The sequence below is a fragment of the Rhizobium azibense genome (assembly GCF_004342325.1).
Taxonomy (GTDB): domain Bacteria; phylum Pseudomonadota; class Alphaproteobacteria; order Rhizobiales; family Rhizobiaceae; genus Rhizobium; species Rhizobium etli_B.
Map to the genome: position 1 here is coordinate 1 of NZ_SMBJ01000020.1, position 25,651 is coordinate 25,651.

General features: G+C 59.3%; 28 protein-coding genes and 2 pseudogenes. 21 read left to right on the forward strand and 9 right to left on the reverse strand.

Annotated elements, in window-relative coordinates; translation table 11 throughout:
• On the forward strand, window positions 1–108 hold a 108-nt coding region (locus EV130_RS30580; RefSeq protein ID WP_132554266.1), incomplete at its 5' end, for a 4Fe-4S dicluster domain-containing protein.
• Between the two features lie 39 nt (window positions 109–147).
• On the forward strand, window positions 148–1,293 hold the full coding sequence (locus tag EV130_RS30585) for a CaiB/BaiF CoA transferase family protein (protein WP_132554268.1): 1,146 nt from the start codon (window positions 148–150) through the stop codon (window positions 1,291–1,293).
• Window positions 1,294–1,597: 304 nt separating this feature from the next.
• Here the strand turns inward: EV130_RS30585 and EV130_RS30590 are convergent, their stop codons facing one another.
• Both EV130_RS30590 and EV130_RS30595 read right to left on the reverse strand, forming a co-directional pair.
• Entirely contained in the window at window positions 1,598–1,945 is a 348-nt protein-coding gene (locus EV130_RS30590) for a hypothetical protein (RefSeq protein ID WP_132554270.1), read from the reverse strand.
• Complete coding sequence (locus tag EV130_RS30595; protein WP_245520146.1) at window positions 1,935–2,210, reverse strand: hypothetical protein; 276 nt, start codon at window positions 2,208–2,210, stop codon at window positions 1,935–1,937. Before EV130_RS30595 ends, EV130_RS30590 begins: the two co-directional genes overlap by 11 nt.
• A gap of 746 nt (window positions 2,211–2,956) precedes the next feature.
• Between EV130_RS30595 and EV130_RS30600 the strand changes: the two genes are divergently transcribed.
• Complete coding sequence (locus EV130_RS30600; RefSeq protein WP_132662506.1) at window positions 2,957–3,340, forward strand: ester cyclase; 384 nt, start codon at window positions 2,957–2,959, stop codon at window positions 3,338–3,340.
• Window positions 3,341–3,542: 202 nt separating this feature from the next.
• Here the strand turns inward: EV130_RS30600 and EV130_RS30605 are convergent, their stop codons facing one another.
• Window positions 3,543–4,490: a LysR family transcriptional regulator gene (locus EV130_RS30605; protein WP_132554274.1), complete on the reverse strand. Its 948-nt coding sequence runs from the start codon at window positions 4,488–4,490 to the stop codon at window positions 3,543–3,545.
• Window positions 4,491–4,588: 98 nt separating this feature from the next.
• On the opposite strand from EV130_RS30605, the gene EV130_RS30610 reads away from it, so the two are divergent.
• From EV130_RS30610 to EV130_RS30660, 11 genes are all read left to right on the forward strand, one after another.
• Entirely contained in the window at window positions 4,589–5,746 is a 1,158-nt protein-coding gene (locus tag EV130_RS30610; protein ID WP_132662507.1) for a muconate/chloromuconate family cycloisomerase, read from the forward strand.
• 2 nt (window positions 5,747–5,748) lie between these two features.
• Complete coding sequence (gene catC, locus EV130_RS30615; protein ID WP_132662508.1) at window positions 5,749–6,039, forward strand: muconolactone Delta-isomerase; 291 nt, start codon at window positions 5,749–5,751, stop codon at window positions 6,037–6,039.
• 57 nt (window positions 6,040–6,096) lie between these two features.
• Entirely contained in the window at window positions 6,097–7,035 is a 939-nt protein-coding gene (gene catA, locus EV130_RS30620) for a catechol 1,2-dioxygenase (RefSeq protein ID WP_132662509.1), read from the forward strand.
• Between the two features lie 109 nt (window positions 7,036–7,144).
• Window positions 7,145–8,503: a Rieske 2Fe-2S domain-containing protein gene (locus EV130_RS30625; protein ID WP_074065326.1), complete on the forward strand. Its 1,359-nt coding sequence runs from the start codon at window positions 7,145–7,147 to the stop codon at window positions 8,501–8,503.
• Entirely contained in the window at window positions 8,500–8,988 is a 489-nt protein-coding gene (benB, locus tag EV130_RS30630) for a benzoate 1,2-dioxygenase small subunit (protein ID WP_074065325.1), read from the forward strand. Before EV130_RS30625 ends, benB begins: the two co-directional genes overlap by 4 nt.
• Window positions 8,989–9,025: 37 nt before the next feature.
• The gene (benC, locus tag EV130_RS30635; protein WP_132662510.1) at window positions 9,026–10,048 is read left to right on the forward strand and encodes a benzoate 1,2-dioxygenase electron transfer component BenC; all 1,023 of its coding nucleotides are present in this window, start codon (window positions 9,026–9,028) and stop codon (window positions 10,046–10,048) included.
• Window positions 10,045–10,833, forward strand: a complete 789-nt coding sequence (gene benD / locus EV130_RS30640) for a benzoate diol dehydrogenase BenD (protein WP_132554280.1) — start codon at window positions 10,045–10,047, stop codon at window positions 10,831–10,833. The genes benC and benD overlap by 4 nt, the downstream gene beginning before the upstream one ends.
• Window positions 10,834–10,873: 40 nt before the next feature.
• Window positions 10,874–12,208, forward strand: coding sequence for an MFS transporter (locus EV130_RS30645; protein ID WP_207900915.1), 1,335 nt, complete (start codon window positions 10,874–10,876; stop codon window positions 12,206–12,208).
• A gap of 129 nt (window positions 12,209–12,337) precedes the next feature.
• On the forward strand, window positions 12,338–13,135 hold the full coding sequence (pcaD, locus tag EV130_RS30650) for a 3-oxoadipate enol-lactonase (protein ID WP_132662512.1): 798 nt from the start codon (window positions 12,338–12,340) through the stop codon (window positions 13,133–13,135).
• A gap of 133 nt (window positions 13,136–13,268) precedes the next feature.
• On the forward strand, window positions 13,269–13,454 hold the full coding sequence (locus tag EV130_RS30655) for a hypothetical protein (protein WP_132662513.1): 186 nt from the start codon (window positions 13,269–13,271) through the stop codon (window positions 13,452–13,454).
• Window positions 13,455–13,524: 70 nt separating this feature from the next.
• Entirely contained in the window at window positions 13,525–14,907 is a 1,383-nt protein-coding gene (locus EV130_RS30660) for an adenylate/guanylate cyclase domain-containing protein (protein WP_132554284.1), read from the forward strand.
• 230 nt (window positions 14,908–15,137) lie between these two features.
• On the opposite strand, the gene EV130_RS30665 is transcribed toward EV130_RS30660, so the two are convergent.
• The 3 genes from EV130_RS30665 to dinB all read right to left on the reverse strand — a co-directional run bounded on the left by EV130_RS30665 (window position 15,138) and on the right by dinB (window position 18,601).
• The gene (locus EV130_RS30665) at window positions 15,138–16,346 is read right to left on the reverse strand and encodes an MFS transporter (RefSeq protein WP_132554286.1); all 1,209 of its coding nucleotides are present in this window, start codon (window positions 16,344–16,346) and stop codon (window positions 15,138–15,140) included.
• Window positions 16,347–16,406: 60 nt separating this feature from the next.
• Entirely contained in the window at window positions 16,407–17,396 is a 990-nt protein-coding gene (locus EV130_RS30670; RefSeq protein WP_132662514.1) for an AraC family transcriptional regulator, read from the reverse strand.
• A 116-nt stretch (window positions 17,397–17,512) separates the two neighbouring features.
• Window positions 17,513–18,601 carry a DNA polymerase IV gene (gene dinB, locus EV130_RS30675; RefSeq protein ID WP_483475594.1) on the reverse strand — a complete coding sequence of 363 codons (1,089 nt, stop codon included), beginning with the start codon at window positions 18,599–18,601 and terminating at the stop codon, window positions 17,513–17,515.
• A gap of 129 nt (window positions 18,602–18,730) precedes the next feature.
• Here dinB and EV130_RS34095 point away from each other — a divergent pair.
• The 3 genes and pseudogenes from EV130_RS34095 to EV130_RS30690 form a co-directional block, all read left to right on the forward strand.
• Window positions 18,731–18,897: pseudogene (locus EV130_RS34095) on the forward strand (DNA polymerase ligase N-terminal domain-containing protein); the annotation flags it as partial.
• Between the two features lie 143 nt (window positions 18,898–19,040).
• On the forward strand, window positions 19,041–19,631 hold the full coding sequence (locus tag EV130_RS30685; protein WP_132554292.1) for a helix-turn-helix domain-containing protein: 591 nt from the start codon (window positions 19,041–19,043) through the stop codon (window positions 19,629–19,631).
• A complete protein-coding gene (locus EV130_RS30690; RefSeq protein ID WP_132662516.1) occupies window positions 19,624–20,850 on the forward strand; it encodes a type II toxin-antitoxin system HipA family toxin in 1,227 nt (408 codons plus the stop codon). The genes EV130_RS30685 and EV130_RS30690 overlap by 8 nt, the downstream gene beginning before the upstream one ends.
• A gap of 64 nt (window positions 20,851–20,914) precedes the next feature.
• On the opposite strand, the pseudogene EV130_RS34100 reads toward EV130_RS30690, so the two are convergent.
• Window positions 20,915–21,043, reverse strand: a pseudogene (locus EV130_RS34100) (ABC transporter ATP-binding protein); the annotation flags it as partial.
• Between the two features lie 50 nt (window positions 21,044–21,093).
• On the opposite strand from EV130_RS34100, the gene EV130_RS30700 reads away from it, so the two are divergent.
• Window positions 21,094–21,417 (forward strand): type 2 periplasmic-binding domain-containing protein, encoded by a 324-nt coding sequence (locus EV130_RS30700; protein WP_132662517.1) that lies wholly within the window; start codon window positions 21,094–21,096, stop codon window positions 21,415–21,417.
• A gap of 96 nt (window positions 21,418–21,513) precedes the next feature.
• On the opposite strand, the gene EV130_RS30705 is transcribed toward EV130_RS30700, so the two are convergent.
• Complete coding sequence (locus EV130_RS30705; RefSeq protein ID WP_132662518.1) at window positions 21,514–21,858, reverse strand: winged helix-turn-helix domain-containing protein; 345 nt, start codon at window positions 21,856–21,858, stop codon at window positions 21,514–21,516.
• Between the two features lie 107 nt (window positions 21,859–21,965).
• Here EV130_RS30705 and EV130_RS30710 point away from each other — a divergent pair, with 107 nt between their 5' ends.
• A complete protein-coding gene (locus EV130_RS30710) occupies window positions 21,966–22,712 on the forward strand; it encodes a glucose 1-dehydrogenase (protein ID WP_132554300.1) in 747 nt (248 codons plus the stop codon).
• Window positions 22,713–22,964: 252 nt separating this feature from the next.
• Here EV130_RS30710 and EV130_RS30715 read toward each other — a convergent pair whose 3' ends face one another.
• The gene (locus tag EV130_RS30715; RefSeq protein WP_074065286.1) at window positions 22,965–23,858 is read right to left on the reverse strand and encodes a LysR family transcriptional regulator; all 894 of its coding nucleotides are present in this window, start codon (window positions 23,856–23,858) and stop codon (window positions 22,965–22,967) included.
• A gap of 129 nt (window positions 23,859–23,987) precedes the next feature.
• Here EV130_RS30715 and EV130_RS30720 point away from each other — a divergent pair, with 129 nt between their 5' ends.
• Together EV130_RS30720 and EV130_RS30725 are read left to right on the forward strand one after the other, a co-directional pair.
• Window positions 23,988–25,175 carry an MFS transporter gene (locus EV130_RS30720; RefSeq protein WP_132662519.1) on the forward strand — a complete coding sequence of 396 codons (1,188 nt, stop codon included), beginning with the start codon at window positions 23,988–23,990 and terminating at the stop codon, window positions 25,173–25,175.
• 47 nt (window positions 25,176–25,222) lie between these two features.
• Window positions 25,223–25,639 (forward strand): cyclophilin-like fold protein, encoded by a 417-nt coding sequence (locus EV130_RS30725; RefSeq protein WP_425375549.1) that lies wholly within the window; start codon window positions 25,223–25,225, stop codon window positions 25,637–25,639.
• Window positions 25,640–25,651: the final 12 nt, after the last annotated feature.

The window sequence follows — 25,651 nt, forward strand, 5'->3', positions numbered from 1 at the left end:
GCCCAGAACTGCGTCCACTGCAAGACCTGCGACATCAAGGACCCGAACCAGAACATCAACTGGGTGCCGCCGCAGGGCGGCGAGGGGCCGGTCTATCAGAATATGTGAGGCGGATCGGCGAGCTTAGCAATGATCAGGGAGTTACCGATGCAATTTCCGCTTGAAGGCGTTCGGGTGGTGGAGCTGGCCCGTATCCTGGCCGGTCCGTGGGCTGGACAGACACTTGCCGACCTGGGAGCGACCGTCATCAAGGTGGAAAGCCCGGAGGGCGACGATACGCGCCGCTGGGGGCCTCCCTTCATCGAGGATGGGGAGGATGTCGCGGCAGCCTACTTCCATAGCTGCAATCGCGGAAAACTGGGCATCACGGCGGATTTCAAGTCGGCGGAAGACGTCGAAAGGGTTCGTGCACTGATCGCGAACGCGGACGTCGTCATCGAGAACTTCAAGGTAGGCGGACTGAAGAAGTTCGGTCTCGATTACGAGAGCCTGAAGGCGATCAATCCCACGCTGATCTACTGCTCGATTACCGGCTTTGGCCAAACCGGCCCATATGCCGGCCGGGCAGGATATGATTTCATCGTTCAGGGCATGGCGGGCATCATGGATTTGACTGGTGAGCCAGACCGCGAGCCGCAGAAAATCGGCGTGGCGTTCGGTGATATCTTCACCGGCCTCTATTCGGTCATCGCTATCCAGGCCGCATTGATCCTCCGCAACAGCACAGGTGAGGGGCAGCATATCGATATGGCCCTGCTGGACAGTACTGTCGCGGTGCTGGCCAACCAGGCGATGAATTTTCTGGCCTCGGGAAAGGCGCCGACGCGGCTCGGCAATGCGCATCCCAACATCGCGCCATATCAGGTATTCCCGGTATCCGACGGCAACATCATTATCGCCTGCGGAAACGACAGTCAGTTCGCACGCATATGCGATGTTCTCCGGCTTTTCGCTGTGGCCGCCGACGCCCGTTTCAAGACAAACGCGGACAGAGTGCGTCATCGAGAGGAACTGACATCGGTGATGGAAGCGCAGACAAAGCTTTTCAAACGGACGGATTTGCTGGCCGACCTCGCGCGTGTGGGCGTTCCCGCCGGGCCGATCAATACTGTGGAAGACGTATTCGCCGACCCGCAAGTCGCGCATAGGAAGATGGCGGTGGACAATGAAGGAATACCGGGTATCCGGACGCCAATCATCTTTTCAGGGGCGCCACTGACCTCGCATCACAAGTCGCCTAGGCTGGGCGAACACAACGGCATGGTGCGATCAGACTGGTCTCTAGCGGACTGATGCTTTGAGCGAGTAAAACGAAAAGCGATCTGTCCTTGTTGCAATGGGCCTCACTGCTATGAGAAACAGCATCAGATAGGAGTGGAGGGCGTGGTCGCTGTCGATCCAGCATCAGCTCTTTGGGAATTCTGTTGATCAGTCGATGAGGGTTTTCGAGTTGAACGACTTGAAACGGCGGAACAGCCAATCCGATCAAGGCTCGGCAGCTCGGCAGCTCGGCAGCTCGGCAGCTCGGCCGCAACATCGCTTGTTCGTCACGGGCTCGGCCGTCGCGTCGAGAGCACTCGCCATCCCAGCTTACACTTCAATGCACGGTAGCCTCCGGCTGGACCAAGAGTTTCAAGGCCAGTTTGATAATCTTGCGGAGCTGGCGCCAGTGGGGAAGATCCCGTTCGTTCACCCGCTCCTGGATGGCAGTCATTATCCAGCCGACGCAGGCGATGTCCTCGACCGCGCGATAGGTATCTGACCGTTCAATGCAGGCGACGATCCGCCTGCGGGCGTCACCGCCCTCGAGCGGGATGCCGGCGATCAGGGTTTGGGCTTGCCTATAGGCGGCCGCGATCCGCTGTCGCTCCTCGGGGTCGCTTTGCGCGATCACGCCGCATGTCCAGGCAAGTGTTTTCGACAGGGCTTCGACTTCACTCTCCATGGCCGATCGGACTCCCCATCATCAGAAAGCGGGTGTGGAGGAACGTTGGGGATAGGTCGAACTGCCAGGCGTGCCGCGCTTCATCGAAATTTTCTCCATATCCTTTGATCAGAAGACCTCTTTGCGCAAGCAATCCGACGGTCTGACGGATAGCGCCCCTGCCAAGGCGGGTCATTTCGGCGACACGCGGCATGGCGATTTGCCTGAGGCGGGCTGCTGGCGTTTCCCATTCGAGGGGGTTGGCCAGGACCTGGTTGAGGGTCATGGAATGCCTGCTCAAACTGGATTGGACGTAGTGCAGCAGCGCTTTTTTTCGCGCCCATGCGATCGACTTCCTCAGACATAGCACTGCCTCCTGATGAAGCGCCGCCGGCGGCGCGCCATACAATCATCGCGCAAGATGCGCTCGTCGATGCAATCGAACCGCATTCCGGCGCCATCGAAACTGCGGGGTTGCGACCGCCTTTCGTACGGTGTTGATCCTCAGCTGGGTTGCGACACTGCCAGCTGCGTCTCCCCATATTTCAGCTATAGGTAGCATTTTACAGGCTAGAAAGCAAGTGAAGCAAGATCTTTCAAAGTCTCTGCGGCGCTAGTGTTTGCAGGATTTTTCGCTTTCCCGCGTCCAACTTTCTCAGCGTCGGTCCTGCCAAACCGTCCCACCGATGGTTGTTCGTGGTAGGCACCTCTGAAACCGGAAGTGCTGTTGGAACCAAAACGCTCGCCGGGTGATCACGTTTTGTGCATCGCTGACGCGATACTGCTCGGTGCCTTCGGCACGAAGCCAGCAGAAACCGGTCCTTGCCCCCACGGGCAATGATCAGTTGAAGAGGAGTCGCTTCGCCGGCTTCGGAACACCAACTAAATGCAAGCGACAGATAAGCTCCTACGGGAAGAACCATGCTGCCCAATAGAGGCGCGAACCGCCGCATATGCGGAAGAGGGCAGTGCGCTATCTCTTGACGTTGAAAATCGGGTAGCTTTTGGGCCTTTCGGCAAAAGGAGACGTCTATGACCGGAGACCTCGTCGATATATATCGTGCCTACTTGGATTGCCTCAACCGGCAAGCCTGGGACGGGCTTGGCCGTTTCGTTGAGAACGACGTACAGCATAACGGTCGGCTGCTAAGGCTATCGGGCTACCGGGAAATGCTGGTGAAGGACTTCGTAGACATTCCGGATTTGCAGTTCAACGTCCAGCTGCTTGTCTGTGAGCCGCCGCGCCTTGCAGCCCGCCTTTTCTTCGATTGCTCCCCGAAAGGCGAGTTCTTGGGCCTGCGCGTCAATGGACGTCGAGCCTTTACGGAGCACGTTTTCTACGAGTTCGTAGGATCGAAGATCAGCTCAGTTTGGTCAGTAATAGACAAGTCGGCAATCGAGGCCCAGCTCCCATAGTAGGAGAGAGTTGATCAACGACCGCTTTCGGGCCGAAACAGCCTGCGTCCGGCGTCATCGCACAGCGGCAGCAACATTACGAGCCCTGTGCACGGCTTGTTGCGGAGGATGTTCGCGTTCTGGGCTAAAACGATCGCGTAATGTATCGTCGGGAACGACAGCGTCACGGCGGGCATTCGAATATTAATCCATCGATGGTTGTCTATTTTCTTCCGCTCTCGAGGGCGTCCAGACGAACACTGGAGAGCTGCAGCCAGGGTGGATTGTCGGCATACATTTCGCGGATAATCTGTTTTATCTCGTCGATCCGATCGCCCGCTTCGTTACGCCGATAGCTCATGATAACGGGCGAGGTGGCCTTCTCGTCGGCAATCATACGATAGCAGACATCGTCCGGCCGTTGGCGCTGCGAGGCCGCGGGGATGATGCACAGGCCGGCACCGGCCGCGACCATACCGAGCGCGGTCTGAATCTCACGAACTTCCTCGACATGGCTTGGATGGACGCTGATCTCACCGAGCAGGTTCAGTGTCTCGTCCGCGAAGCTTGGCCGGGGGGCCGAGGGATAGATGATCAGCGATTCGCCTTCGAGTTCGGAAAGGTCGATGGGCTCCTTGCTGAGAGATTTCGGATGGCCCTTCGGAAAGGCTACGACCAGTCGCTCCTCTCGCAGCGTCAGCCGTTCCACTTCCCTGTCGTTGAACCGTACTCTGCCGAAACCCAGATCGATGCGGCGTTCCTTAAGCGCAGTCATCTGTTCGGTTGACATCATTTCCAGAATCTCAATGTCGAGGTCGGGCCAGCGCTGACGCATGCGCCGGACGAGGTCCGGCATGCCTCCATAGAGGGTGGAGCCGACGCAGCCGATGATGAACCGTTCGCGCTGGGCCTTTCCTATTCTTTGGGTCTGTTCGCGGACATGTTCGAGCCGCGCCATGATTTGCGAGGCCTGCTCGAAGAAAAACCGTCCGGCTTCCGTCAAGCTCAGCGGCCGCTTGGACCGGTCGATCAGGTGGACGCCCATTTCCTCCTCCAACTGCTGGATCTGCCGACTGAGCGGCGGTTGGGCAATATGGAGGATTTCCGCGGCGCGTGAAAAATTGCGCTCGGTGGCGACCGCCACGAAGTAGCGGAGTTGGCGTAATTCCATTCCTACTATACCTCCCGGGTATAAAGTTCGACTTATATAGTTTTGGACCCGACACTAATAGGACGCTAGCCTTCCTGCAAATAAAGGGAGGAAGTGCGGTGTCCGTGGAAGTTCGTATCGTCTCGATCGAGGCTATTATACTCGATCTGCCGACTATCCGGCCGCACAGACTATCGATGGTCACCATGAGCGGCCAGAGCATGATGATCGTGCGCCTGCGCTGCTCGGACGGGGTCGAGGGCCTGGGCGAGGGCACCACCATTGGCGGGCTCGCCTATGGACCGGAGAGCCCGGAAGGCATGAAGCTTACGATTGACGAATACATCGCGCCCCTGCTTTTGGGTTTCGATCCGACGCGGGTGCAGGTTGCCATGGACCGCGTGCGCAAGGCAGTGAAGGGCAATCATTTCGCCAAATGCGCCGTCGAAGCCGCATTGCTCGATTGCCAGGCCCGCCGCCTCGGCGTCTCGATGTCCGAGTTGCTCGGGGGTCGCCGTCACAAGAGCCTGCCGATTGCCTGGACGCTGGCATCCGGTGATACCGCAAGGGACATCGACGAGGCGCAGGCGATGCTCGACCGGCGCCGCCACAAGGATTTCAAGCTGAAGATCGGCCTCAAGTCGATCGAGGAAGACATCCGTCACGTGGCTGCCATCCGCAAGGCGCTGCCGGACATGGCGTCAATCCGCGTCGACGCGAACATGGCCTGGCGGGAGCGGGAGGCACGCAATGCGATCGCGGCACTCGCCGAGGCGGGTTGCGTACTGGTGGAGCAGCCGGTCTGCGGCATCGCGCCGCTTGCCCGGCTGACACGGGTGTCATCGATCGCCATGATGGCCGATGAAGTGCTTGTCGGTCCGGAAAGTGCGCTCGAAGCGGTGACGGTGCACGCAGCCGACGTGTTCTCGATCAAGATCGAGCAGGCGGGCGGCCTGTTCGCCGCCGCCAAGGTCATCGCCATCGCGGAGACCGGAGGAATCAGTGTCTATGGCGGCACCATGCTGGAGGGGCCGATCGGCACGATCGCGGCTGCGCAGTTGATGGCCGGTGTAAAGGATCTGCGATGGGGCACGGAGTTCTTTGGCCCGCTGCTGCTGACGGAAGAGATCCTCGCCACGCCATTGGATTACAGCGATTTTGAGCTGACCGTTCCCGACGGACCCGGTCTGGGGATCGAACTGGACGAAGACTGCCTGGCATTTTTTGTTCGGGGCGGAATGCGCAAGACAATCAGCATTGCCGGGCAAAGAGGCTGACCATGCTCTTTCATGTAAGGATGAACGTGAACCTTCCCCATGACCTGCCGGCGGCGGAAACCGCCGACATCCTGGCCCGGGAAAAGGCCTATTCGCAGGAGCTGCAGAAGAGCGGCAAGTGGCGGCACATCTGGCGGATCGCCGGCCAGTACGCGAACTACAGCGTCTTCGACGTGCCGGACAATACGCAACTCCACGAGATCCTGTCCGGTCTGCCGTTGTTCAAATTCATGGATATCGAGGTGACACCGCTGCTGCGGCATCCTTCCGCGATCCGCGAGGACGACACATAGCGCGTGGATCGGCGGAGGACGAGATCCGCATCAACTTTCAATCAAGAGGAGGAAAAAATGAACGTGAAGATCTTCGACAGGCCCGACATCCAGGACTTTCTCGAGGTCCTGAGCGGCTTGGACAAGGACGGCGGCAATCCGCGCGTCAAGCAGATCGTCCATCGGATCATGTCAGACCTGTTCAAGGCGATCGATGATCTGGACATTACCCCCGATGAATATTGGACGGGCATCGCCTGGCTCAACGAGATCGGCGCCGCCGGCCAGGCCGGACTGATTTCGCCCGGTCTCGGTCTCGATCATTTCCTGGACGAGCGCCTCGACGCGATCGATGAGGCTCTCGGCATCGACAACCCGACCCCGCGCACGATCGAGGGGCCGCTTTATGTAGCCGGCGCACCAGTCGCGAAAGGCTTTGCCCGACTCGACGACGGCACCGATGCCAACGGTCACACCCTGATCATGCACGGCACCGTCTATGGTTCTGACGGCAGGCCGCTGCCGGATGCCACCGTCGAAGTCTGGCACTGCGATACGCGCGGGTTCTACTCGCACTTCGACCCGACCGGCAAGCAGGCGCCGTTCAATATGCGCCGCACGATCGTCACCGACGAAAACGGCTGTTACAAATTCCGCAGCATCGTGCCGCACGGCTATGGCGTGCCGCCCGGCAGCCCGACCGAGCAGCTATTGTCTGCGCTCGGACGGCACGGCCAGCGACCGGCCCATATCCATTTCTTCGTCAGCGCCGACGGTCACCGCAAGCTGACGACCCAGATCAACATCGAAGGTGATCCGTTGGTCAATGACGATTTCGCTTACGCAACCCGCGCCGGATTAGTTCCTGCCGTCATTGAACGCACCGACGAGGCGAGTATCTACGCCAACGGGCTGAATGGTCCGTTTGCCGAGATCGAATTCGATATCCGCCTGACCGCGTTAGTGGACGGTGTCGACAACCAGATCAACGAGTTGCGCAAGCGGGCGGCTGCATAAGCTGCAAGGGCGGCAGTCCGAACGGGCCGCACCTTTGAACACCATCGTTATCATGGAAATTGGCAAAGACTGCGCTCATGAACAGCGTGCTCTTTGCGGGAGAACCGCTATGTCTGCGATTATCGACAAGGCACGAGACCTCGATCATCTCCTCGCCACTGCCGTGCAGGACGACAAGGAAGCTGGCGTATTCCGTTGCCGCAGGGACATCTTCACCGATGAGGATCTGTTCGATCTGGAGATGAAGCATATCTTCGAAGGCAATTGGGTCTATCTGGCGCACGAAAGCCAGATCCCCAACAACAACGACTACTACACGACCTATATCGGCCGCCAGCCGATCGTGATCACCCGTGACAAAAACGGCGACCTGCATGCGGTGATCAACGCCTGCGCGCATCGCGGGGCAATGCTATGCCGGCGCAAACACGGCAACAAGGGAAGCTTCACCTGTCCCTTCCACGGCTGGACATTCTCGAACAGCGGCAAGCTGCTCAAGGTCAAGGACGAGAAGACCACGCAGTATCCTCCTCAATTCGCGCAGGACGGCTCGCATGACCTCAAGCGCGTGCCACGTTTCGAAAGCTACCAGGGTTTCCTGTTCGGCAGCCTCAAGGAAGACGTCTCCCCGCTTGGGGAATATCTTGGCGAAACAAAGATCATCATCGACCAGATCGTCGACCAGGCGCCGAACGGGCTGGAAGTGCTGCGCGGAAATTCCTCCTACGTCTATGACGGCAATTGGAAACTGCAGATGGAAAACGGCTGCGATGGTTATCACGTCAGCTCTGTCCACTGGAACTACGCCGCGACGATGGGCCGGCGCAAGGAGGAGGGCACGAAGGCGGTCGATGCCAATAGCTGGAGCAGGTCGATTGCCGGCGTTTATGGTTTCGAGAATGGCCACATCCTGTTGTGGACCAACACCATGAACCCGGAAGTCCGTCCGGTTTATAATCGCCGCGACGAGATCAAGGCTCGCGTCGGCGACATCAAGGCAGACTTTATCGTCAACCAGACCCGAAATCTTTGCATCTATCCAAACGTGTTCCTGATGGACCAGTTCAGCACCCAGATCCGGGTGACGCGCCCGATCAGTGTCGACAAGACCGAAATCAGCATCTTCTGCTTTGCACCGAAGGGCGAAAGCCAGGCGGATCGCACACTGAGGATCCGTCAATACGAGGATTTCTTCAACGTGTCCGGAATGGGCACGGCCGACGATCTGGAGGAGTTCCGCGCCTGCCAGTCCGGCTATGCCGGTACGGCGGCGCCGTGGAACGACCTGTCGCGCGGCGCGCCGCTTTGGATAGACGGACCAGATGAAAACGCGAAGCGGATGGGCATGAAGCCTCTCCTGTCAGGAGAGCGGAGCGAAGATGAGGGCCTGTTCGTCCGCCAGCATGAATACTGGGCGAAGGCGATGCGCGAAGCGCTGTCCGCTGAAAAAAGCGGAGTTGTCGCATGAGCATTTCCTATGGATCCATCTGCGCCTTCCTCTATCGGGAAGCGCGCCTGCTGGACGATCGGCAGTGGGACGAATGGCTGACCTGCTACGCGTCCGACGTCACCTACTGGATGCCAGCATGGGATGACGACGACCAGATCACTGAAGATCCCCAATCCCAGATCTCGCTGATCTTCTACCCGAACCGCGATGGACTGGAAGACCGCGTGTTTCGCATCAAGACCGAACGGTCCGGCGCTTCCACGCCGGAGCCGCGCACCAGCCACAACGTGACCAATGTCGAGGTGGTGGCCGATCGGAACGAGGAGGTGGACGTGCGCTACAACTTCCACACGCTGAACCACCGCTACAAGGTCACCGACCAGTTCTTCGGCACAATGTTCGTCACTCTGCGCAAGGATGGTGAGACCCTTCTGGTCGCAAACAAGAAAATCGTGCTGAAGAACGACTACATCCGCCAGGTCATCGACATCTACCACATCTGAAGGCCGGCTGGTGCAGTCGAGACCTTGAGGAGGACTCATGTGCTACAAGATCGCATTGAATTTTGAGGACGGCGTAACCCGGTTTATCGGGTGCAAGAGCGGCGAGAAGCTTCTCGACGCGGCCTATCGCGCCAAGATCAACCTGCCGATGGATTGTTCCGACGGCGTGTGCGGCACCTGCAAGTGCCGGGCCGAGAGCGGCAGCTATGACCTCGGCGACGACTTCATCGACGATGCGCTGAGTGCCGACGAGGCCGAGGGCGGACTTGTCCTGACCTGTCAGATGAAGCCGAAATCAGATTGCGTGATCGCCGTGCCGACAACATCAGTGGCCTGCAAGACGGGACAGCAGAAATTCGTCGCCACGGTCGCGAATATAGTGCCGCACAATGACACCGCGATCGTGCTCGAACTGGACGTGGATACCGATCCACCCGCATTCTTGCCCGGGCAGTACGTCAACATTGGTGTCCCCGACAGCGGTCAATACCGGTCCTATTCCTTCAGCACCGCGCCGGGCGAACAGAAGATCGCTTTTCTGATCAAGAAGATCCCCGACGGTCTGATGAGCACCTGGCTGGAGCGTGCCGAGGTCGGGGCAGAGCTCGAACTGACGGGACCGCTCGGCAGTTTCTACCTTCGGGAGGTGCAGCGCCCTCTATTGTTCCTGGCCGGCGGTACGGGCCTTGCGCCCTTCCTGTCGATGTTGGAAGTGCTGGCTCGCGAAAAGTCGCAACAGCAGGTTCATCTCATCTATGGCGTGACGCGGGATCTGGACTTGGTCCTCGCTGACGAGATCGAAGCCTACGCGGGGCGACTTGCCAATTTCACCTACAGCACCGTGGTAGCCGACGAAGCCTCCAGCCATCGGCGCAAGGGGTGGGTGACCCAGCACATTCCGCAAAAGGCGCTCAATGGCGGCGATGTCGACCTCTACTTGTGCGGGCCGCCGCCGATGGTCGATGCGGTGCGCAGATATTTTGACGACAACGGGATAAAGCCCAACAGCTTCCATTACGAAAAGTTCACACCCAATGTGGCCGTGAGGGAAGCAGCATGAGTTCGGCGCACTTCGCAGGCCGTTTTGCGGGCAAGGTGCTTGTCGTCACAGGCGCCGCCCAGGGCATCGGGCGGGCGGTTGCGCTGCGAGCAGCGCAAGAGGGCGGCGAAGTACTGTTCGTGGACCGCGCCGACTTCGTCACCGAAGTCGCCGCGGAAGCCGCCAGCGCCGATACCGCGGCCATTACGGTCGATCTGGAAACCTATGAGGGTGCGGCTGCTGCGATGTCATTCGCTGCCGAGAGATTCGGGGGCGTCGACATCCTGATCAACAATGTCGGCGGCGCAATCCGAATGCGTCCCTATGCCGAATTTGAGGCGCCACAGATCGACGCTGAAATCCGCCGGTCATTGATGCCGACGCTCTACTGTTGCCATGCGGTTCTGCCGCATCTCTTCGCGCGTGGCGGCGGCACAATCGTGAATGTCTCGTCAAACGCCACGCGAGGCATTCACCGCGTACCCTATTCGGCGGCGAAAGGCGGTGTGAACGCCGTCACGCAATCGCTGGCAATGGAATTGGCCGATCACAATATCCGCGTGGTTGCGACAGCGCCCGGTGGCACCGAGGCGCCGCCGCGCCGCATTCCGCGCAATGGCCAAGGCGATACCCAGGCGGAGGAGGCGTGGATGGCCGATGTCGTACGCCAGGTTAAGGCAACCAGTTTCATGAAGCGCTACGGCAGCATCGAAGAACAGACGGCGCCAATCCTATTCCTGGCGTCGGACGAAGCTTCCTACATCACGGGCAGCGTGCTGCCCGTCGCCGGTGGCGATACCGGCTGAAATTTCCTGACGGATTTGCGTAGTAACTCGAGGAGGAGCGATGATGCGCAGTATAGACGTGAATGAAACGATAGATACCAGCCCGTTCGGCGGCTTTCAGTGGATGGTGGTCGCCCTGTGTGGGTTGCTGCTGATCGTCGACGGTTATGATGTATTCGTGGCCGGAACGGTTCTGCCGACGCTGATCACGGAATGGGGCTTGAGCAAGCCACAGGCTGGCACGTTGCAGGCCTGGGCGTTGTTCGGAATGATGTTCGGCGCCCTGATTTTTGGCTCGCTGGCGGACAGGATTGGCCGAAAGAAGGGTATCGCGATCAGCTTCCTGCTGTTCACCATTTCCACGATGTTGACCGGCTTCGCCAGCTCACCCACTCAATTCATGATCTTCCGATTCTTTGCCGGTCTCGGTTGCGGCGGGTTGATGCCCAATGCCGTGGCGCTCATGAACGAATATGCACCCAAGCGCCTTAGAGGCACGATGGTGGCGCTGATGTTTTCCGGCTATTCGGTCGGGGGCATGGTGGCCGCGGGTCTGGGCATTGGAGTGATCCCTCAATTCGGCTGGAAGCCAATGTTCTTCGTTGCCGCAATCCCGCTGCTGATGTTGCCGGCCATTCTATGGAAACTGCCGGAATCGCTGGGCTTCCTTATCCGTCAGGGGCGACAGGAACAGGCGAAAGCGATCTATGCGAAGATTTCGCCTTCCTTTGCTCTCGCCAGCGACGACAGGCTGATCTTCTCCGAAATCAAGGGTGCCTCGGCGTCGGTTTTGGAATTGTTTCGGCATCAGCGCACCGTGCGCACCGTAATGCTCTGGGTGGCGTTCTTTTGCTGCCTGCTGCTGGTGTATCTGCTTTCTTCCTGGTTGCCGAAAGTTCTGCAGGAAGCCGGTTACGCTGAAAGGGCAAGTCTGCTTAGCCTCTTCTCGCTCAATTTCGGTGGCATGGTCGGTGCGATCGCCGGCGGTTGGCTCGGAGACCGCTTCGGTCTGCCCAAAGTGGTGATTGCCTTCTTCATGGTGGCTGCCGTATCAATCGCGCTGATCGGTTACAATCCACCATCGGGCATTCTGTTCCTGCTGGTCTTCGTGGCTGGCGCCACTTCGATTGGAACGCAGATCCTGCTCTATGCCAGCGTCGCACAGCTCTATAATCTCTCTGTGCGTTCAACAGGACTTGGTTGGGCATCGGGCGTTGGCCGCATCGGAGCAATCGTCGGCCCGACGCTCGGTGGCTTCCTTCTCGCGCAGCAACTGCCGCTGCAGCAGAACTTTCTGATCTTCGCCGTTCCCGCGGCCGTGTCGGCTCTGGCAATGCTGGTCTTCGCCGTCAGCAATGCGCGCCGATCAAGCGGCGCGCAGCTTGTCCCGGCGTAAAAATGGCGATCGGCAGCGGTCGCGAGCCACCTGGCGCGACCGCTGATAAATCCGATCAAAGCCAGATGTCCGCAATACTTACCAGAAAAGCCGGTGTCATATCGGCTTTCGACATCGAAGGCATCTCACATGGCTTATCTTGAACTTGCCGGACACCGTCTTCACTACCGTATCGATGGCGAAGGGATCGGTAGCCAGGAAAAGCCCTGGCTGATGTTTTGCAATTCACTCGGGACCGATCTCCATATGTGGGATGGCCAGATTTCCGAGCTTTCACGGGGTTTCCGCATATTGCGGTATGACAGCAGGGGTCACGGTCGATCCTCGGCTCCTTCCGGCCCTTATGCGTTATCGGACCTCGGGAATGACGCTATCGCGCTCCTGGATGGGCTGAATATAGATCAGGCGCATTTCTGTGGGCTGTCGATCGGGGGACTGACGGGGCAGTGGTTGGGTATCCATGCCGGGACGCGCCTTGGCAGCATCGCCGTCTGTGCGACAGCCGCGAAAATCGGCACCGCCGAAAGCTGGGCTGCACGCATCGATTTTGTCCGGGCCAACGGCCTTGCTGCCCTCAAGGACGCGACGGTCGAACGCTGGTTCACTCCTCAGTTCCAAGCCGCTCGGCCGGACACGGTTGCTGCCGTGATCGACAGTTTCGTCGCAACCTCGATCGAAGGTTACATTGGCTGCTGTGCAGCCCTTGCCGAGGCAGATCTACGCGAAAATCTCAGACAGATCGTCAATCCCGTGCTCGCCGTTTCCGGAGACTGCGACCCGGTATGCCCGCCAAATGATCTCGAAGACATCGCTGCGTGCGTGCAGCGCGGGACTCATCTGTCGTTGTCGGGTCGGCACATCGTCAATATGGCGTCGGAGCAGGCGTTCAACACTGCACTGATAAGGTTTCTTGACGATCGGACCTGACGGTAGAGCGGCGATGCCCGGAATAGCTCCCGAGATGGCCATGACGAGGTCCCATCGATCATCCGCAGGCCCCTGATGAACTCAGGCAGCGACTCCGCCATTGTCGCGACACCGCCTGTGACCCAACCACCAGATGCGCCTGCATGATCTCACCAACCTCGCCGCCCGCTTGAAGGTGAAAACCATCGTCACCAACGACGTGCTGTTCCATGAACCATCTCGCCACGAAGCATCAACAGCAACCCTGGACAAGGCATTGCGTGGTCATCAATGCCAGTCCGTTGTTGACGGGAACGGCCGGGAGCAATTCGCTTCGTGAAGCGAGTTCAGAGTCGATTGCCTGCGCCATATCGTGCTAAACTGACGTGGTGTGAGCCGTGTTCTGTACCATGATCAAAGTAACCGCTCTACCTGACCAGATGAATTTCGAGGTTGCCGCCGGCGAGACGTTGCTCGAGGCTGCTTTGAGGTCGGGTGTGCCGTTTGCACATGCCTGCGGCGGCCGGGCGAAATGCTCGACCTGCCGCGTCTGGGTTCTGGATGGCGTTGCGGGTTGCCCGAACCGGAATCGAGACGAGAGCTCGATGGCGCAACGACTGAGGCTGGCGGATGAGGTTCGACTGGCCTGTCAGCTCAAGCCGGAGGGCGAGCTTCGCGTCCGACGCCTGGTGCTGGACGAGACTGACTTGATAATAACCAGCCAGCTTCTCAGTTCTGCCGAGACGCGTTCCGGCGAGTCGAAAGAGGTTGCGGTCTTCTTCAGCGATGTCGCCGATTTCACGAAACTGTCCGAGCAGCTTTCGCCCTATGATGTGATGTATCTGCTCAACCGCTACTTCGCCCAGGTTGGCGACATCATAGAGCGAAATGGCGGGTTCATCGACAATCTCATCGGCGACGGGCTGATGGCGATCTTCGGAATCGACGATCAGCGGGACGCTCCGCTTCGAGCCGTCAACGCGGCGATTCAGACCATTGCCACAGTCGATCGCTTGAAGCCGTTCTTTGCCTCCATGTACGGCATCGATTTCGACATTCGTATCGGTCTTCATTATGGCGAAGCCGTTATCGGCACATTGGGCTTCGGCGGAAACCAACGCCTCACGGCAGTCGGGAACGTCGTGAACCTTGCCAGCCGGATCGAAGCCGCGAACAAGGATGCCGGGACACGATTGCTGATTTCCGAGGCGCTTCACGGCCAGATCGCCGACAAGGTGGAGGTCGGCGATTTTGTCAGGGTACGCCTAAGGGGTTCCTGCGAACGGACGAGCTTGTACGAAGTCATCAGGCTCAAGCCCGAATGCGACGCTGAACTGAACGCCAGGCAACCCCGCGAAACCATCCGCCATGCCGGCAGGAGGTGGGTCCGCGCATTTCCCGAGGACGAGCTCCAGCCCCACGAACGACGGATTCTCGATTTCGAGGATTACGATATCGTCGTCGTTCGCGGAACCGACAGTTACTGCGCCTTCAACAACGCCTGCCCGCATCTTCATCTGCCGTTCTACGAACGTCGAAAACCTGCCGAGGTCAAGACGCTCAATCTCCCACACACGGAGAGCACGATCACCAGTGATCACGGCCTCGTCTGCCGTTGGCATCAAAGCTGTTTCGACCTGTTTTCGGGCGAAATCAGGAACTGGGCGCAATTGCAGCAGGATGGTACTGCGCCGGGTTACGAACATACAGGCGACATCTCGAAAAATCCCACCAGGCTGACCGTATACCCCTGCCGAATACAGGACGGATACCTGTGGATCGGCCTCGACTGACAAGGAACGGTTAGGTTTCTTCGGCGGATTCGTTTCGCTCCAAGCGTCTGCCCGCTCGGAAGTTGCGACCGACTTCAGCCGCAGACTGTTCAGCTTGGGGATGGGAGCGCGCCCGCCGACAAGCAAACCAGTGTCGCGAACCGGACTGGCAACCAGATCGTACTTGTTTCCCATGGATACGGCGGAGGAACTGGCGGCCTTTTGACGCAACATAAGCCGCCAGAGCAATATCAACCGCGTGGCTGGAGCAGCGCCAGTGCGACCGTCGATGCGGCAAGGACGGCGGTAAGGATCAATGGGCCCGTAGCGCCATAGTTGTCCACGGCGTAGCCGCCGAACACCGCGCCGATACTGATGGCGACCTGGAAAGAGACGACCATCAGACTGCCCACTGCTTCAAGCGCGTCGGGCGCCCCGCGCGACAGATTGGTAGGCAGCACCACCGGCGCCATGCCAAAAGCGAAGCCCCAAAGCATAGCGAAACTGAAGGCGACGACGATATGCGCGCCCCAAAGCACCAAAGCTAAGGTAGCAAACGCCATTAACGCTGCGGTGGCCATGAGGGCAACTCGGATATCAGCGTCAGCCATTCGGCCACCGGCAATATTGCCGATCACAGAGGCAATGCCAAACCCGAGCAGCGCCAGGGCAATCGGCCAGGTTTCAAGGAGCGTCACTTGTTCGAGGAAGGGACGCACATAGACCGAGCCGGCAAAATGCCCCGTCATCAGCAAAAGAATAGCAAGCATTCCCAGTTGAACAGCACGCCGCCGTGTCAGCCGCAAGACGTCGCTCAGACTGTTGCTGGCGCTTGCGGGCAGCGTCGGCAGACTGAGCAACTGCAGCAGCATGGCTAGCGCGGCGAGCCCCGCCGTCATGGCCATTGCGCTGCGCCAGCCCAGCCAGTCGCTGATCAACGCGCCCATCGAAGGCGCAGCAATGGTGGCGAGCGAGACGCCGAGGGTGACGATAGCCATGCCCCGACCTGTCGCATTGGCGCCAACCAGCCTTGCCACGACGGCGACTGAAAGGGCCCAGAAACCACTGAGCGCGACGCCCAATCCGGCGCGGCCCAACAGCAACAGCCAGAAATCTGTCGCTAACGCCGCAAGAATATTGGAGCCGATCGCCAAGGCACTGAGACCGACCAGCACTGCCTTGCGGTTCAATCTGCCGATGAGAACATTGCTCAACAAGGCTGTCACGGCGCCGACGGAAGCGGTGGCGGTTACGACCTGTCCGGCCGTTCCTTCACTAATGCCGAGATCACTCGCCATTGGCGTCAGCAGACCTGCCGGCAGGAACTCGGCCGACACCAGGGCAAAGCTGGTGGCCGCCATCGAAAGGACCGCGAACCAGGTGGCCGCGCTCCATGCGGCTGGCTCAGCGGCATCAATGTCTATCAGCGTACTGTCAAACTGTGATGTTGTATCCGTCATTGAAGCATCTCCAAGGTGTGGAGACACTTCTTAGACTAGTCATTCAGGATGATATGTAGCTTAAAATCCGAAATCCATGTCCGTTCGTCCGGAATTGGTGCGGCGCACAACGCCGGGCGAGACGCTGGTGATGCGCTTGAAGGCCCGTGCAAAAGATGCTTCGGATTCATAGCCTAAACGGGTGGCGACCTCGGCAACCGACATGCCGCTTTGCCCCAATAACTCGCGGGCGAGCTGCATGCGCAGGCGAGCGAGATAACGTGCCGCACCTTCCCCTAAAATAGCGCTGAAGCGCTCTGCGAAGATCGAGCGCGACTGGCCTGCGACGCCGGCGAGGCTTTCGAGGCTCCAGTCACGACCGGGGTCGCGGTGCATGGCGGCAAGGACGCGACCGATATGCGGGTCGCGGATGGCGGCGAGCCAGCCAGTGGTTGAGGCTCCGTTGCAATTGACCCAGCAGCGGATGAGCCGCGCGACGAGCAGGTCCGCCATACGCGATAAGACGGTTGCGCTGCCCATCTGTGGCTGTGCGGCCTCTGCTGTCATAGCCGCCAGGAGGGGACCAACGATCGGGTCATTGCCGGCGACATCGCAGCCCTTGATGATCGACGGCATCAAGGCGATCAGCGGATTAAGCGCACCGGCGCCCAAGGCCATGGAGCCGCAAAAAAGCGTGCTGGTCTCACCCGTTCCTTCCCGCACCACTTCGCAGACGTTGCTCCCCAGCCTGGTCACTTGGCAGCTCTTGAGCGAGTCGTCCTCGATACCGGGCGCGCTGGCCAGCCGGTGGGCGATGCCTTGCGGCAGCAGCACCAGATCGCCATCGTGCAACTCCTGCCAGCCATGCGCTTCGGTATGGATCCAGCATGGCCCCTGGCTCACGAAGTGAAAACGCAGCGACGATTGTTGCGGGAAGGCGATGCTCCATGGATGTCGAAGCTCGCAGCGGCCGTAGTTGACGCCACTCAAGCGAAAGTCTCGTAGGACTTCGCTCAGCGCATCCATCGGGATATTTGGCGGCGAAGAGGGTTGCGACGAATGGTCAAGCATCTGCCCAATTTAGATGCCGCCCGTCCGGAATACAAGGTGGCCATGGTCAACACAGCCGGCATTGGTGACCCCGTGAAGGATGCTCCGGTGCCTCTTACGCGTCGGATCTTCATCTCTCACAACCCAAGATCAAGCTGGGACTGGCGCTGCGCATCGCCGTTTCCGGTAGTCGTCAGCGATGAGAGCGTCACCCCGAGCAGCCGGACAGGGCGCTTAAACGGGTAGACGGTCGTCAGAAGGTCTGCCGCCGTATCGAGAATGTCTGCCATGTTCGCCAACGAAATTGTGCTGGTTCGACTGCGCGTCGCCTGAGTGAAATCCGAGTATTTGATTTTCACGGTCACCGTCTTGCCGCTGATGCCTTGCGCCTCGCAGTAGCGCCAGACCTTTTCGGCAAGGGGCCTCAGCTCCGCGGCCGCGAGGTCGAGGTCGGCGATGTCCTCAACAAAGGTGTCTTCTGCACCCACGGACTTGCGAATTCGGTTGGGCTTCACCTGGCGCTCATCGATGCCGCGGGCAATGCCATAGAAATACGGGCCGGATTTGCCGAAATGCATCTGCAGAAATTCGAGCGACTTCGATTTCAGATCGAGCCCGGTCTCGATCCCATATTTCCGCATGCGCTCCGCGGTCGCCGGCCCCACACCATGGAATTTCTTAACGGGGAGGGACTCGACGAAGGCCGGCCCGTTCTTCGGCGTGATCACCGCTTGACCGTTGGGTTTGTTCAGGTCGCTCGCCATCTTGGCGAGGAACTTGTTGTAGGAGATCCCGGCCGACGCATTGAGGCCGGTGACTTGTTTGATCTTGGCGCGGATTTCCAGCGCGATCTCGGTGGCGATCTCCATGCCCTTGAGGTTGTCGGTGACATCGAGATAGGCTTCGTCGAGCGACAGCGGTTCGATCAGCGGTGTGTATTCCGCAAAGATGTCGCGGATCTGCTGGGACACTGCCTTGTAAACGTCGAAGCGCGGCGGCACGAAAATCAGGTCCGGGCATTTTCGTTTCGCGGTCACCGACGGCATGGCGGAATGAACGCCATAGGCGCGCGCCTCGTAACTCGCGGCTGCGACCACGCCTCGCGCCGCGGAGCCACCAACCGCAATTGGCTTGCCGCGCAGGTCCGGATTATCGCGCTGCTCGACCGACGCATAAAACGCATCCATGTCGACATGGACTATTTTGCGGATGGGGCTCGGGCTCATATCATTCATGGCTTCAGCGCTCGCGATGGGATCGGCGCATCATCCAGAAAATTTTGCCGAAACAAATAGAGAACTTACCAGCCTCTACCGCGATATCAACTGTTTCGACCGACCCCATGCCCACGCCTGCTCGACTACGGCGCGTTTGAAGGCACTCTTCCCAAGAGCCAGTATTGCGGCGGCAGGGTCATGCTCTGGGATCGTGGTGAATGGGCGCAAGTCACCGGATGAGGCTCCGGGGAAGGGCGGCTTTCGAGTCCACGCTCGAGGGAAAGCGGCTGCAGGGAAGCTTCGTGTGCTTGATATGCATGAGTCGTTGATATAATATTATGCATAAAGTGGTGAAAAGATATGGTTTTCTATATCATGGTTGCTCATATCGCGGACACGCCTATATATTATTCCGTATAGACGACGAAATACGATACAGGATAATGATTTGGCTTATAAAACCGAGCACATCACCCGGCAGATCCGCGCGACGCGCGAGGCTATGAAAATGAGCCAGCGCGAATTAAGTGCGCGCTCGGGTCTGACGCAAAGCCATATTTCCCATATAGAACGCGGCACTATGGAGCCGGGGCTATCGAGCCTTGTCGACGTAGCTCGAGCGCTTGGCCTCGAGATCGTCCTTGCCCCGAAAAAACTAATGCCGGCCATCCGAACCACGCTCGAAAGTTCATCGGTCACGACCGATACGCTGACATCGGATCAGCGCAAACTGGTCAGGCGACTTGAACGGTGGTTGTCAAAAGTCAGGGATAAGTTTGCCGTTACCTCGGATGCTGATGCATTCAAAGACAATCTCGCCCTCCTACGGCATTTGCCGCTCCCGGCCGACGAGTTGGAAAGGTTGAAGGACGTGACCGAACATCTCGACCGCTGGCAGACCGATCCACCGACCCGTCAGGAACTGAGCGAGCTCGCGCGCGCAGTGAGGCAGCTGCGAAACTCGGCGGTGCATCGTGACCGCAATGACGCGGTTCCCCGTCCGGCTTATGCACTGGATGAGGAGGACGACGATGCCTAAGGTCACGGTGCTGGATGTCAGGCTTTACGGCGAACCAATTGCGACCCTGACGAACCTGCAGGATGGGCGCACCATCTTTGCCTTCAACGAGGCCTATATCGAAAACGAGCAGCGGCCCACGCTCAGCCTTTCATATAAGGACCCGTTCGGTGCTCTCATCACCAAGTTCCGGCCATATAACATGGTGGTGCCGCCATTCTTTTCGAACCTGCTGCCGGAAGGCCCACTGCGCAGATATCTCGCTGATCGTGCCGGCGTTAAGCCGACTCGAGAGTTCTTCCTGCTCTGGATGCTGGGGCGCGACCTACCGGGTGCTGTGACCGTGAATCCCTCCGAAGGGGAAGATGCGCCTCAGGATGACGAGCAGGCCGGCATCGAAGCACGGCCGAATGCGCTGCGCTTTTCACTTGCCGGCGTGCAGCTGAAATTCTCGGCATTCAAGAACGACGGTAAGGGCGGCGGCCTGACCATTTCCGCGCAGGGTACGGGCGGCTCGTGGATCGTGAAACTTCCGTCGCAGCAATATGGTGGTGTGCCAGAGAACGAGTTCGCAATGATGACCATTGCCCGCATGATGGGCATGGACGTGCCGGAGATCCAACTGGTCGATCTCGACGCGGTGGGTGGCCTGCCGCAGGGCGTAGGGGAGTTGCGTGGGTCGGCGCTGGTGATCAAGCGTTTCGACCGTACGCCGGACGGACCGGTGCATATCGAGGATTTCGCACAGATCTTCGGCGTATTCCCCGACGACAAATACAGCAAAGGCAATTACCGGATGATCGGTCGTATTCTGGGGATCGAGACGGGCACGGCCGACGTGGCCGAGTTCATTCGGCGCCTGGTATTCAACGTGCTGATAGGTAATGGTGACATGCACCTGAAGAACTGGTCGCTCATCTATCCCGACCGTCGCACGCCTGCACTTTCTCCAGCCTACGACCTGCTATCGACGATCCCCTATATCGAAGGGGAGGATACGGCGGCACTCAATTTCTCCCGCACGAAGAAGATGGCGGCGCTGTCGAAGGACGAGCTTGTGCATCTTGCGGCGAAAGCGGAACTATCCGAGAAGCTGGTCCTCGACACGGCCCGCGAGACAGTCGAGCGCTTTAAGGAGGTGTGGGAAGCAGAGAAAAAGAACCTGCCGATGGCTGCGAAGGTCCTTGAGACGATCGATGCACATGTGCGGACCATCGAACTGTATCGTGAGTTTTCGTAAAGTGTTAGGCACGGTAAGACCGGTCCGAGATAACAGAGTGAACAAGTTTGTGGATGTAGGCCGACTAGAGCCGATTGGCGCGTAATAGGGTGTCACGAGACAGAAATCCAGCAAGTGTTCCGTTGGCGGCTCTGACGCGGAGACCCGGCATCTCGCCGGACAGGAGGAGCGCCAGAGCGTCGTGAACAGTGGCAGGACGCGAAGCTCGATCGCTATGTTGAAATGCGCCATATGGTGGTTTCGTTGAGCGGCGATCCACACGGCTTCGTCGACACGGTGCTCGAACAGCACGGGCACAGAAGGCGGACCGTCCTCACGGTGCCGAACTTCATGTTCGCTCTCGCCATCGCCGGCGAGAGCGACATGCTGGTCGCAATCCCCCGCCGCTTCGCGACAATTTTCGCCTCACGCTTTGGCCTAACGACGGTCAATGCTCCCTTGCCACTGCCGCGTTTCAAGCTGAGCGCGGTGGCGCCGCGCGCAGCGATGATGGACGCCGGCCTGAGCTGGCTGTTCGGGATGCTTTCGTCGGTCTGTGAGGTCGACCGTTCTCCAGGGCTGCTTTGACCTGACTGGTATGGCCGCCTCCGGGCCTAAGCGGTCGCTATGATGCTCGAAAGATAAGCTCAAGAGAGATAGCTCGCCCAATCCGATATATAGCTGTCAATGCGTCTTCGCCTCTCCGGGAAGCCATCCGTAAGCACTCAGAATAGCCATAGCGAGACCTGGGAAGCGTTCATCCAACTCCGAGCAGCGCGAATGGTTATGCATTTCCACGCCATGACGCTCGCAGCGGATAAGGCCGGCCTCGCGCAGCACTTTGATATGGTTCGATAACGATGACTTCGGGATTACGCGCTCGCGCATGTTGGCAAACGCAGCACATGTTCCGCCGGAGCCGGCGCCCGCAATTTGCGCGAATATCGCTGCGCGCTCCGGATCGGAGAGGGCATGCAGGATCGCTTCAGGCCGTACGTCCTCTATAGCTGGGTGAAAGAGCGGTCTCATGATTTTTGTATATGGGGGCTTGAAACCGAGATCAACAGTTCCGAATTTCCGAACTACGGAACAATGCCGCCAATTCCGACGGCACTCCGAGTTTAAAGGAACGCGCCATGAGTAAGCTTGCTGGAAAAGTCGCCGTCGTAACGGGGGGCTCCAAAGGGATCGGTGCTGCGATTGCCAAGGCACTCGCAGCGGAGGGTGCACAGGTGGTGGTGAACTACGCTTCGAGCAAGTCGGGAGCGGACGCGGTGGTCCAGACGATCACGGCGGCTGGTGGCAAAGCCATCGCGGTCCAGGGCGACGTTTCGAAGGCCGAACAGGCGCAGGGACTGGTGGACGCTGCAGTCAAGGAATTCGGCCAGCTCGACGTGCTGGTCAACAACTCCGGGGTCTACGAATTCGCGCCGATCGAGCAGGTGACCGAGGAACAATATCGTCGCATGTTCGACGTGAACGTTCTGGGCGTCCTGCTGAGCACCCAAGCAGCGCTCAAGCATCTCGGTGAGGGCGGCAGCGTCATCAACATCTCGTCGGCGGCGACCAGTCTCGCTCCGCCAGCCTCCAGCGTCTACACGGGGACCAAGGGCGCATTGGACAGCATAACGAGCGTGCTTGCCAATGAGCTAGGCCCGCGAAAAATCCGGGTCAACGCAATTCTGCCGGGCATCGTCGAGACCGAGGGTACTCATACCGCGGGGTTTATCGGCTCGGATTTCGCGCACAGCGCAGTGTCCCAGACCCCGCTCGGCCGCATCGGTCAGCCGGACGACATCGCTGGGGTCGCTGTCTTCCTCGCTTCCGACGATGCCCGCTGGCTGACCGGCGAGCGATTGGTCGCCAGCGGCGGTTTTCGCTAATGATCAGTTGATGGTGTGCGTGCTCCTTCACGGGCACGCACACCGCCTCGCAGCTGCAGCGCGGTGGCTACGACGCGGGTTGCTGCGCTCTCTGCAGCTAACGGTTCCCGATAGCCCCTCCCTTTCGAAGAGAGATGGCAACGGTCTTTGGCAAATGGGAATGGCTCCATGTCGGCATTGGCGCATTCCTGAAGAGTGGTTGTCCGCCTGTCGACCCATAGCGGTCAGCCGCAGGAGGCGGGCTCGGCGGGATCAACCACGATGCCGCAGAGCCTCGACAATCACCGCCATCGCCGGCGAGATCTGACGCCTGCTTGCGTAATACAGGTGATAACCTGTGAAGGGCTCGCACCAGTCGTCGAGAACCGCCTGCAGTCGACCTGCCGCGATGTGTTCGCTGACAAGGTCCTCCGGGATGTAGGCGATCCCGTAACCCTTCACTGCCGCGTCAATCTGAGAGATTGAGGAGTTGAAGCTGAGCTGGCCGTCAACCCTCACCCGCAACTCCCGCCCGTCTTTCTCGAACTCCCAAGTATAGAAGCCGCCCCATGTTGCTTGGCGCGTGTTGATGCAGTCATGCTCAACAAGATCCTGTGGCGTATTTGGGATGCCGCGCTGGGAAAAATAGTCGGGCGAAGCGACGGCGCGCAGGCGCCAGTCTGGACCGATCCGGACCGCAATCATGTCCTTGTCGACGCTCTCGCCGAGCCGCACGCCCGCGTCGAACCGCTCCTCGACAATGTTGCGCATGCCGTTGTCGCTGTAGAGCTCGACCTTGATGTCGGGATAGTTGGACAACACGCGGCTTAGCTTCGGCCATACCGTCATCTGCAGCGCGTGGTCGGATAATGTCAGGCGCACGGTGCCGGACGGCTTGTCCCGGAATGCGACCAGACCTGCGAGATCGGCCTCGATCTCTTGAAACCGAGGTGCGAGAGACTGGAAGAGACGCTCCCCCGCCTCCGTCGTGGCTACGCTACGCGTGGTTCTCGTGAGGAGCCGCACGCCGAGCCGGGCCTCCAACTGCTTGATCGTGTAGCTCAAGTTCGATTGCGAGGTGCCAAGCGTTGCCGCGGCCTTGGTGAAGCTCTGCTCCCTCGCGACCTCCAGAAACCAGAGCAGGTCCTTCATGTCCTCGCGCTGCATCGGCTGCACCTCGATTGATATCGGATTTGGATAAGTTCATGCGAATTAGCATGGATTGTCCGCAAAGTCCTTCGTCAATATCTTCCTCGCAGGAAGAAGCAATAGAAGTTTCGACAGGGATCGAGGCACATGACGCTGACTTGCAATGAGAACATCGACAGCCGCCGCCCGGCGTGGAGCGCCGTCTTCTCGATGGCTCTGTGCGTGTTCGTGCTGATCGCTTCGGAGTTCATGCCCGTAAGCCTGCTGACGCCGATCGCGGCCGATCTCGGTGTGACGGAGGGCAATGCCGGACAGGCAATTTCAGTTTCCGGTATCTTCGCGGTCTTGACCAGCCTGTTCATCGCCACTCTTACCCACCGCTTAGATCGGCGTGTGGTGGTGCTCGGCCTGACGATAATGTTGATGCTGTCGGGCGTCTTGGTTACATTCGCGCCGTCATACCTCATCCTAATGCTGGGCCGCGCGTTGCTCGGCATCGCGATCGGCGGATTCTGGTCGATGTCCACCGCGATCCTGATGCGTCTGGTCTCCAGCGATCAGGTGCCGAAGGCGCTGGCATTGCTAAACGGTGGCAACGCGATCGCAGCCACTGTCTCGGCTCCGCTCGGGAGCCTGCTTGGTTCGCATATCGGATGGCGGGGAGCATTTTTCCTCGTCGTTCCTGTCGCGCTATTTGCTCTTGTCTGGCAATGGATCAGCTTGCCTGCGCTTCATCCGCGACGCGACCGAGGCTCGCTTGATGTTTTTCGGCTACTGCGGCGTCTGCCGGTCGCTCTGGGCATGGTCGCAATCCTGCTGCTGTTCATGGGACAGTTCGCACTTTTTACCTATCTTCGGCCGTTCCTGGAGCAGGTGACGCATTTTGGAATAGAGACTCTCTCACTCGCGCTCCTTGTCGTAGGATCGGCAGGTATAGTAGGGACCTGGGTTATCGGCCGGCTGCTGGAACATCGCCTGTTCGGCATTCTCATGATCATCCCGTTCATGATGGCCTGTATCGCTCTGTCGATGATCGCCACGGGCGACATGGAAGTTCCCGTCTTCGCGGCCCTTGTCGGCTGGGGTTTTCTCGGCACTGCCGCGCCAGTTGGCTGGGGAACTTGGCTGAGCCGCGTTCTTCCTGACGACGCCGAGGCGGGCGGGGGACTACAGGTCGCTGTGATTCAACTCGCTATTACAGCCGGGGCGTCGGCTGGCGGACTCCTTTTCGACGCCATGGGCTGGCGGTCCACATTCACGCTGAGCGCGATCTTGCTGTTCGGCTCCTCCCTTGCATCCTTCGTCGCGTGGCGAGTGACAAGGAGAAGATCATGAGCATGCGACTGCCCCTGTCGACCCGCCGTGAACTGCTGGTGGTGGCGATGGTGATCTGCGCTTTCCCCGGCCGTAGCTTCGGCCGGAGCGATCCCAACAACCAGGAGCGGACTGACGTGAGAATCAAGTTCACTTTCGCAGACTATACCATGACCGCGACGCTGTACGACAATCCGTCGGCGCGCGACTTTGCCTCCATGCTTCCGCTCAATCTCAAGATCGAGGATTTCGGGTCCAACGAGAAGATCGCCTACCTCCCTCGAAAATTGACGGTGGAAGGTCATGGGCCGTTCAGCAACGAGCAGCCCTACGACCTCTGCTACTACATGCCCTGGGGTAACCTCGCGATGTTCTACGCCGACTACAAGTACCCGGGTTTGATCCGCCTGGGACGGTTCGACGAAGGTTTTCAGGCGCTGCACGTTCCGGGGGAATTCCCGCTGCGCATCGAGCGCATCCAATAGACATCATTGGCA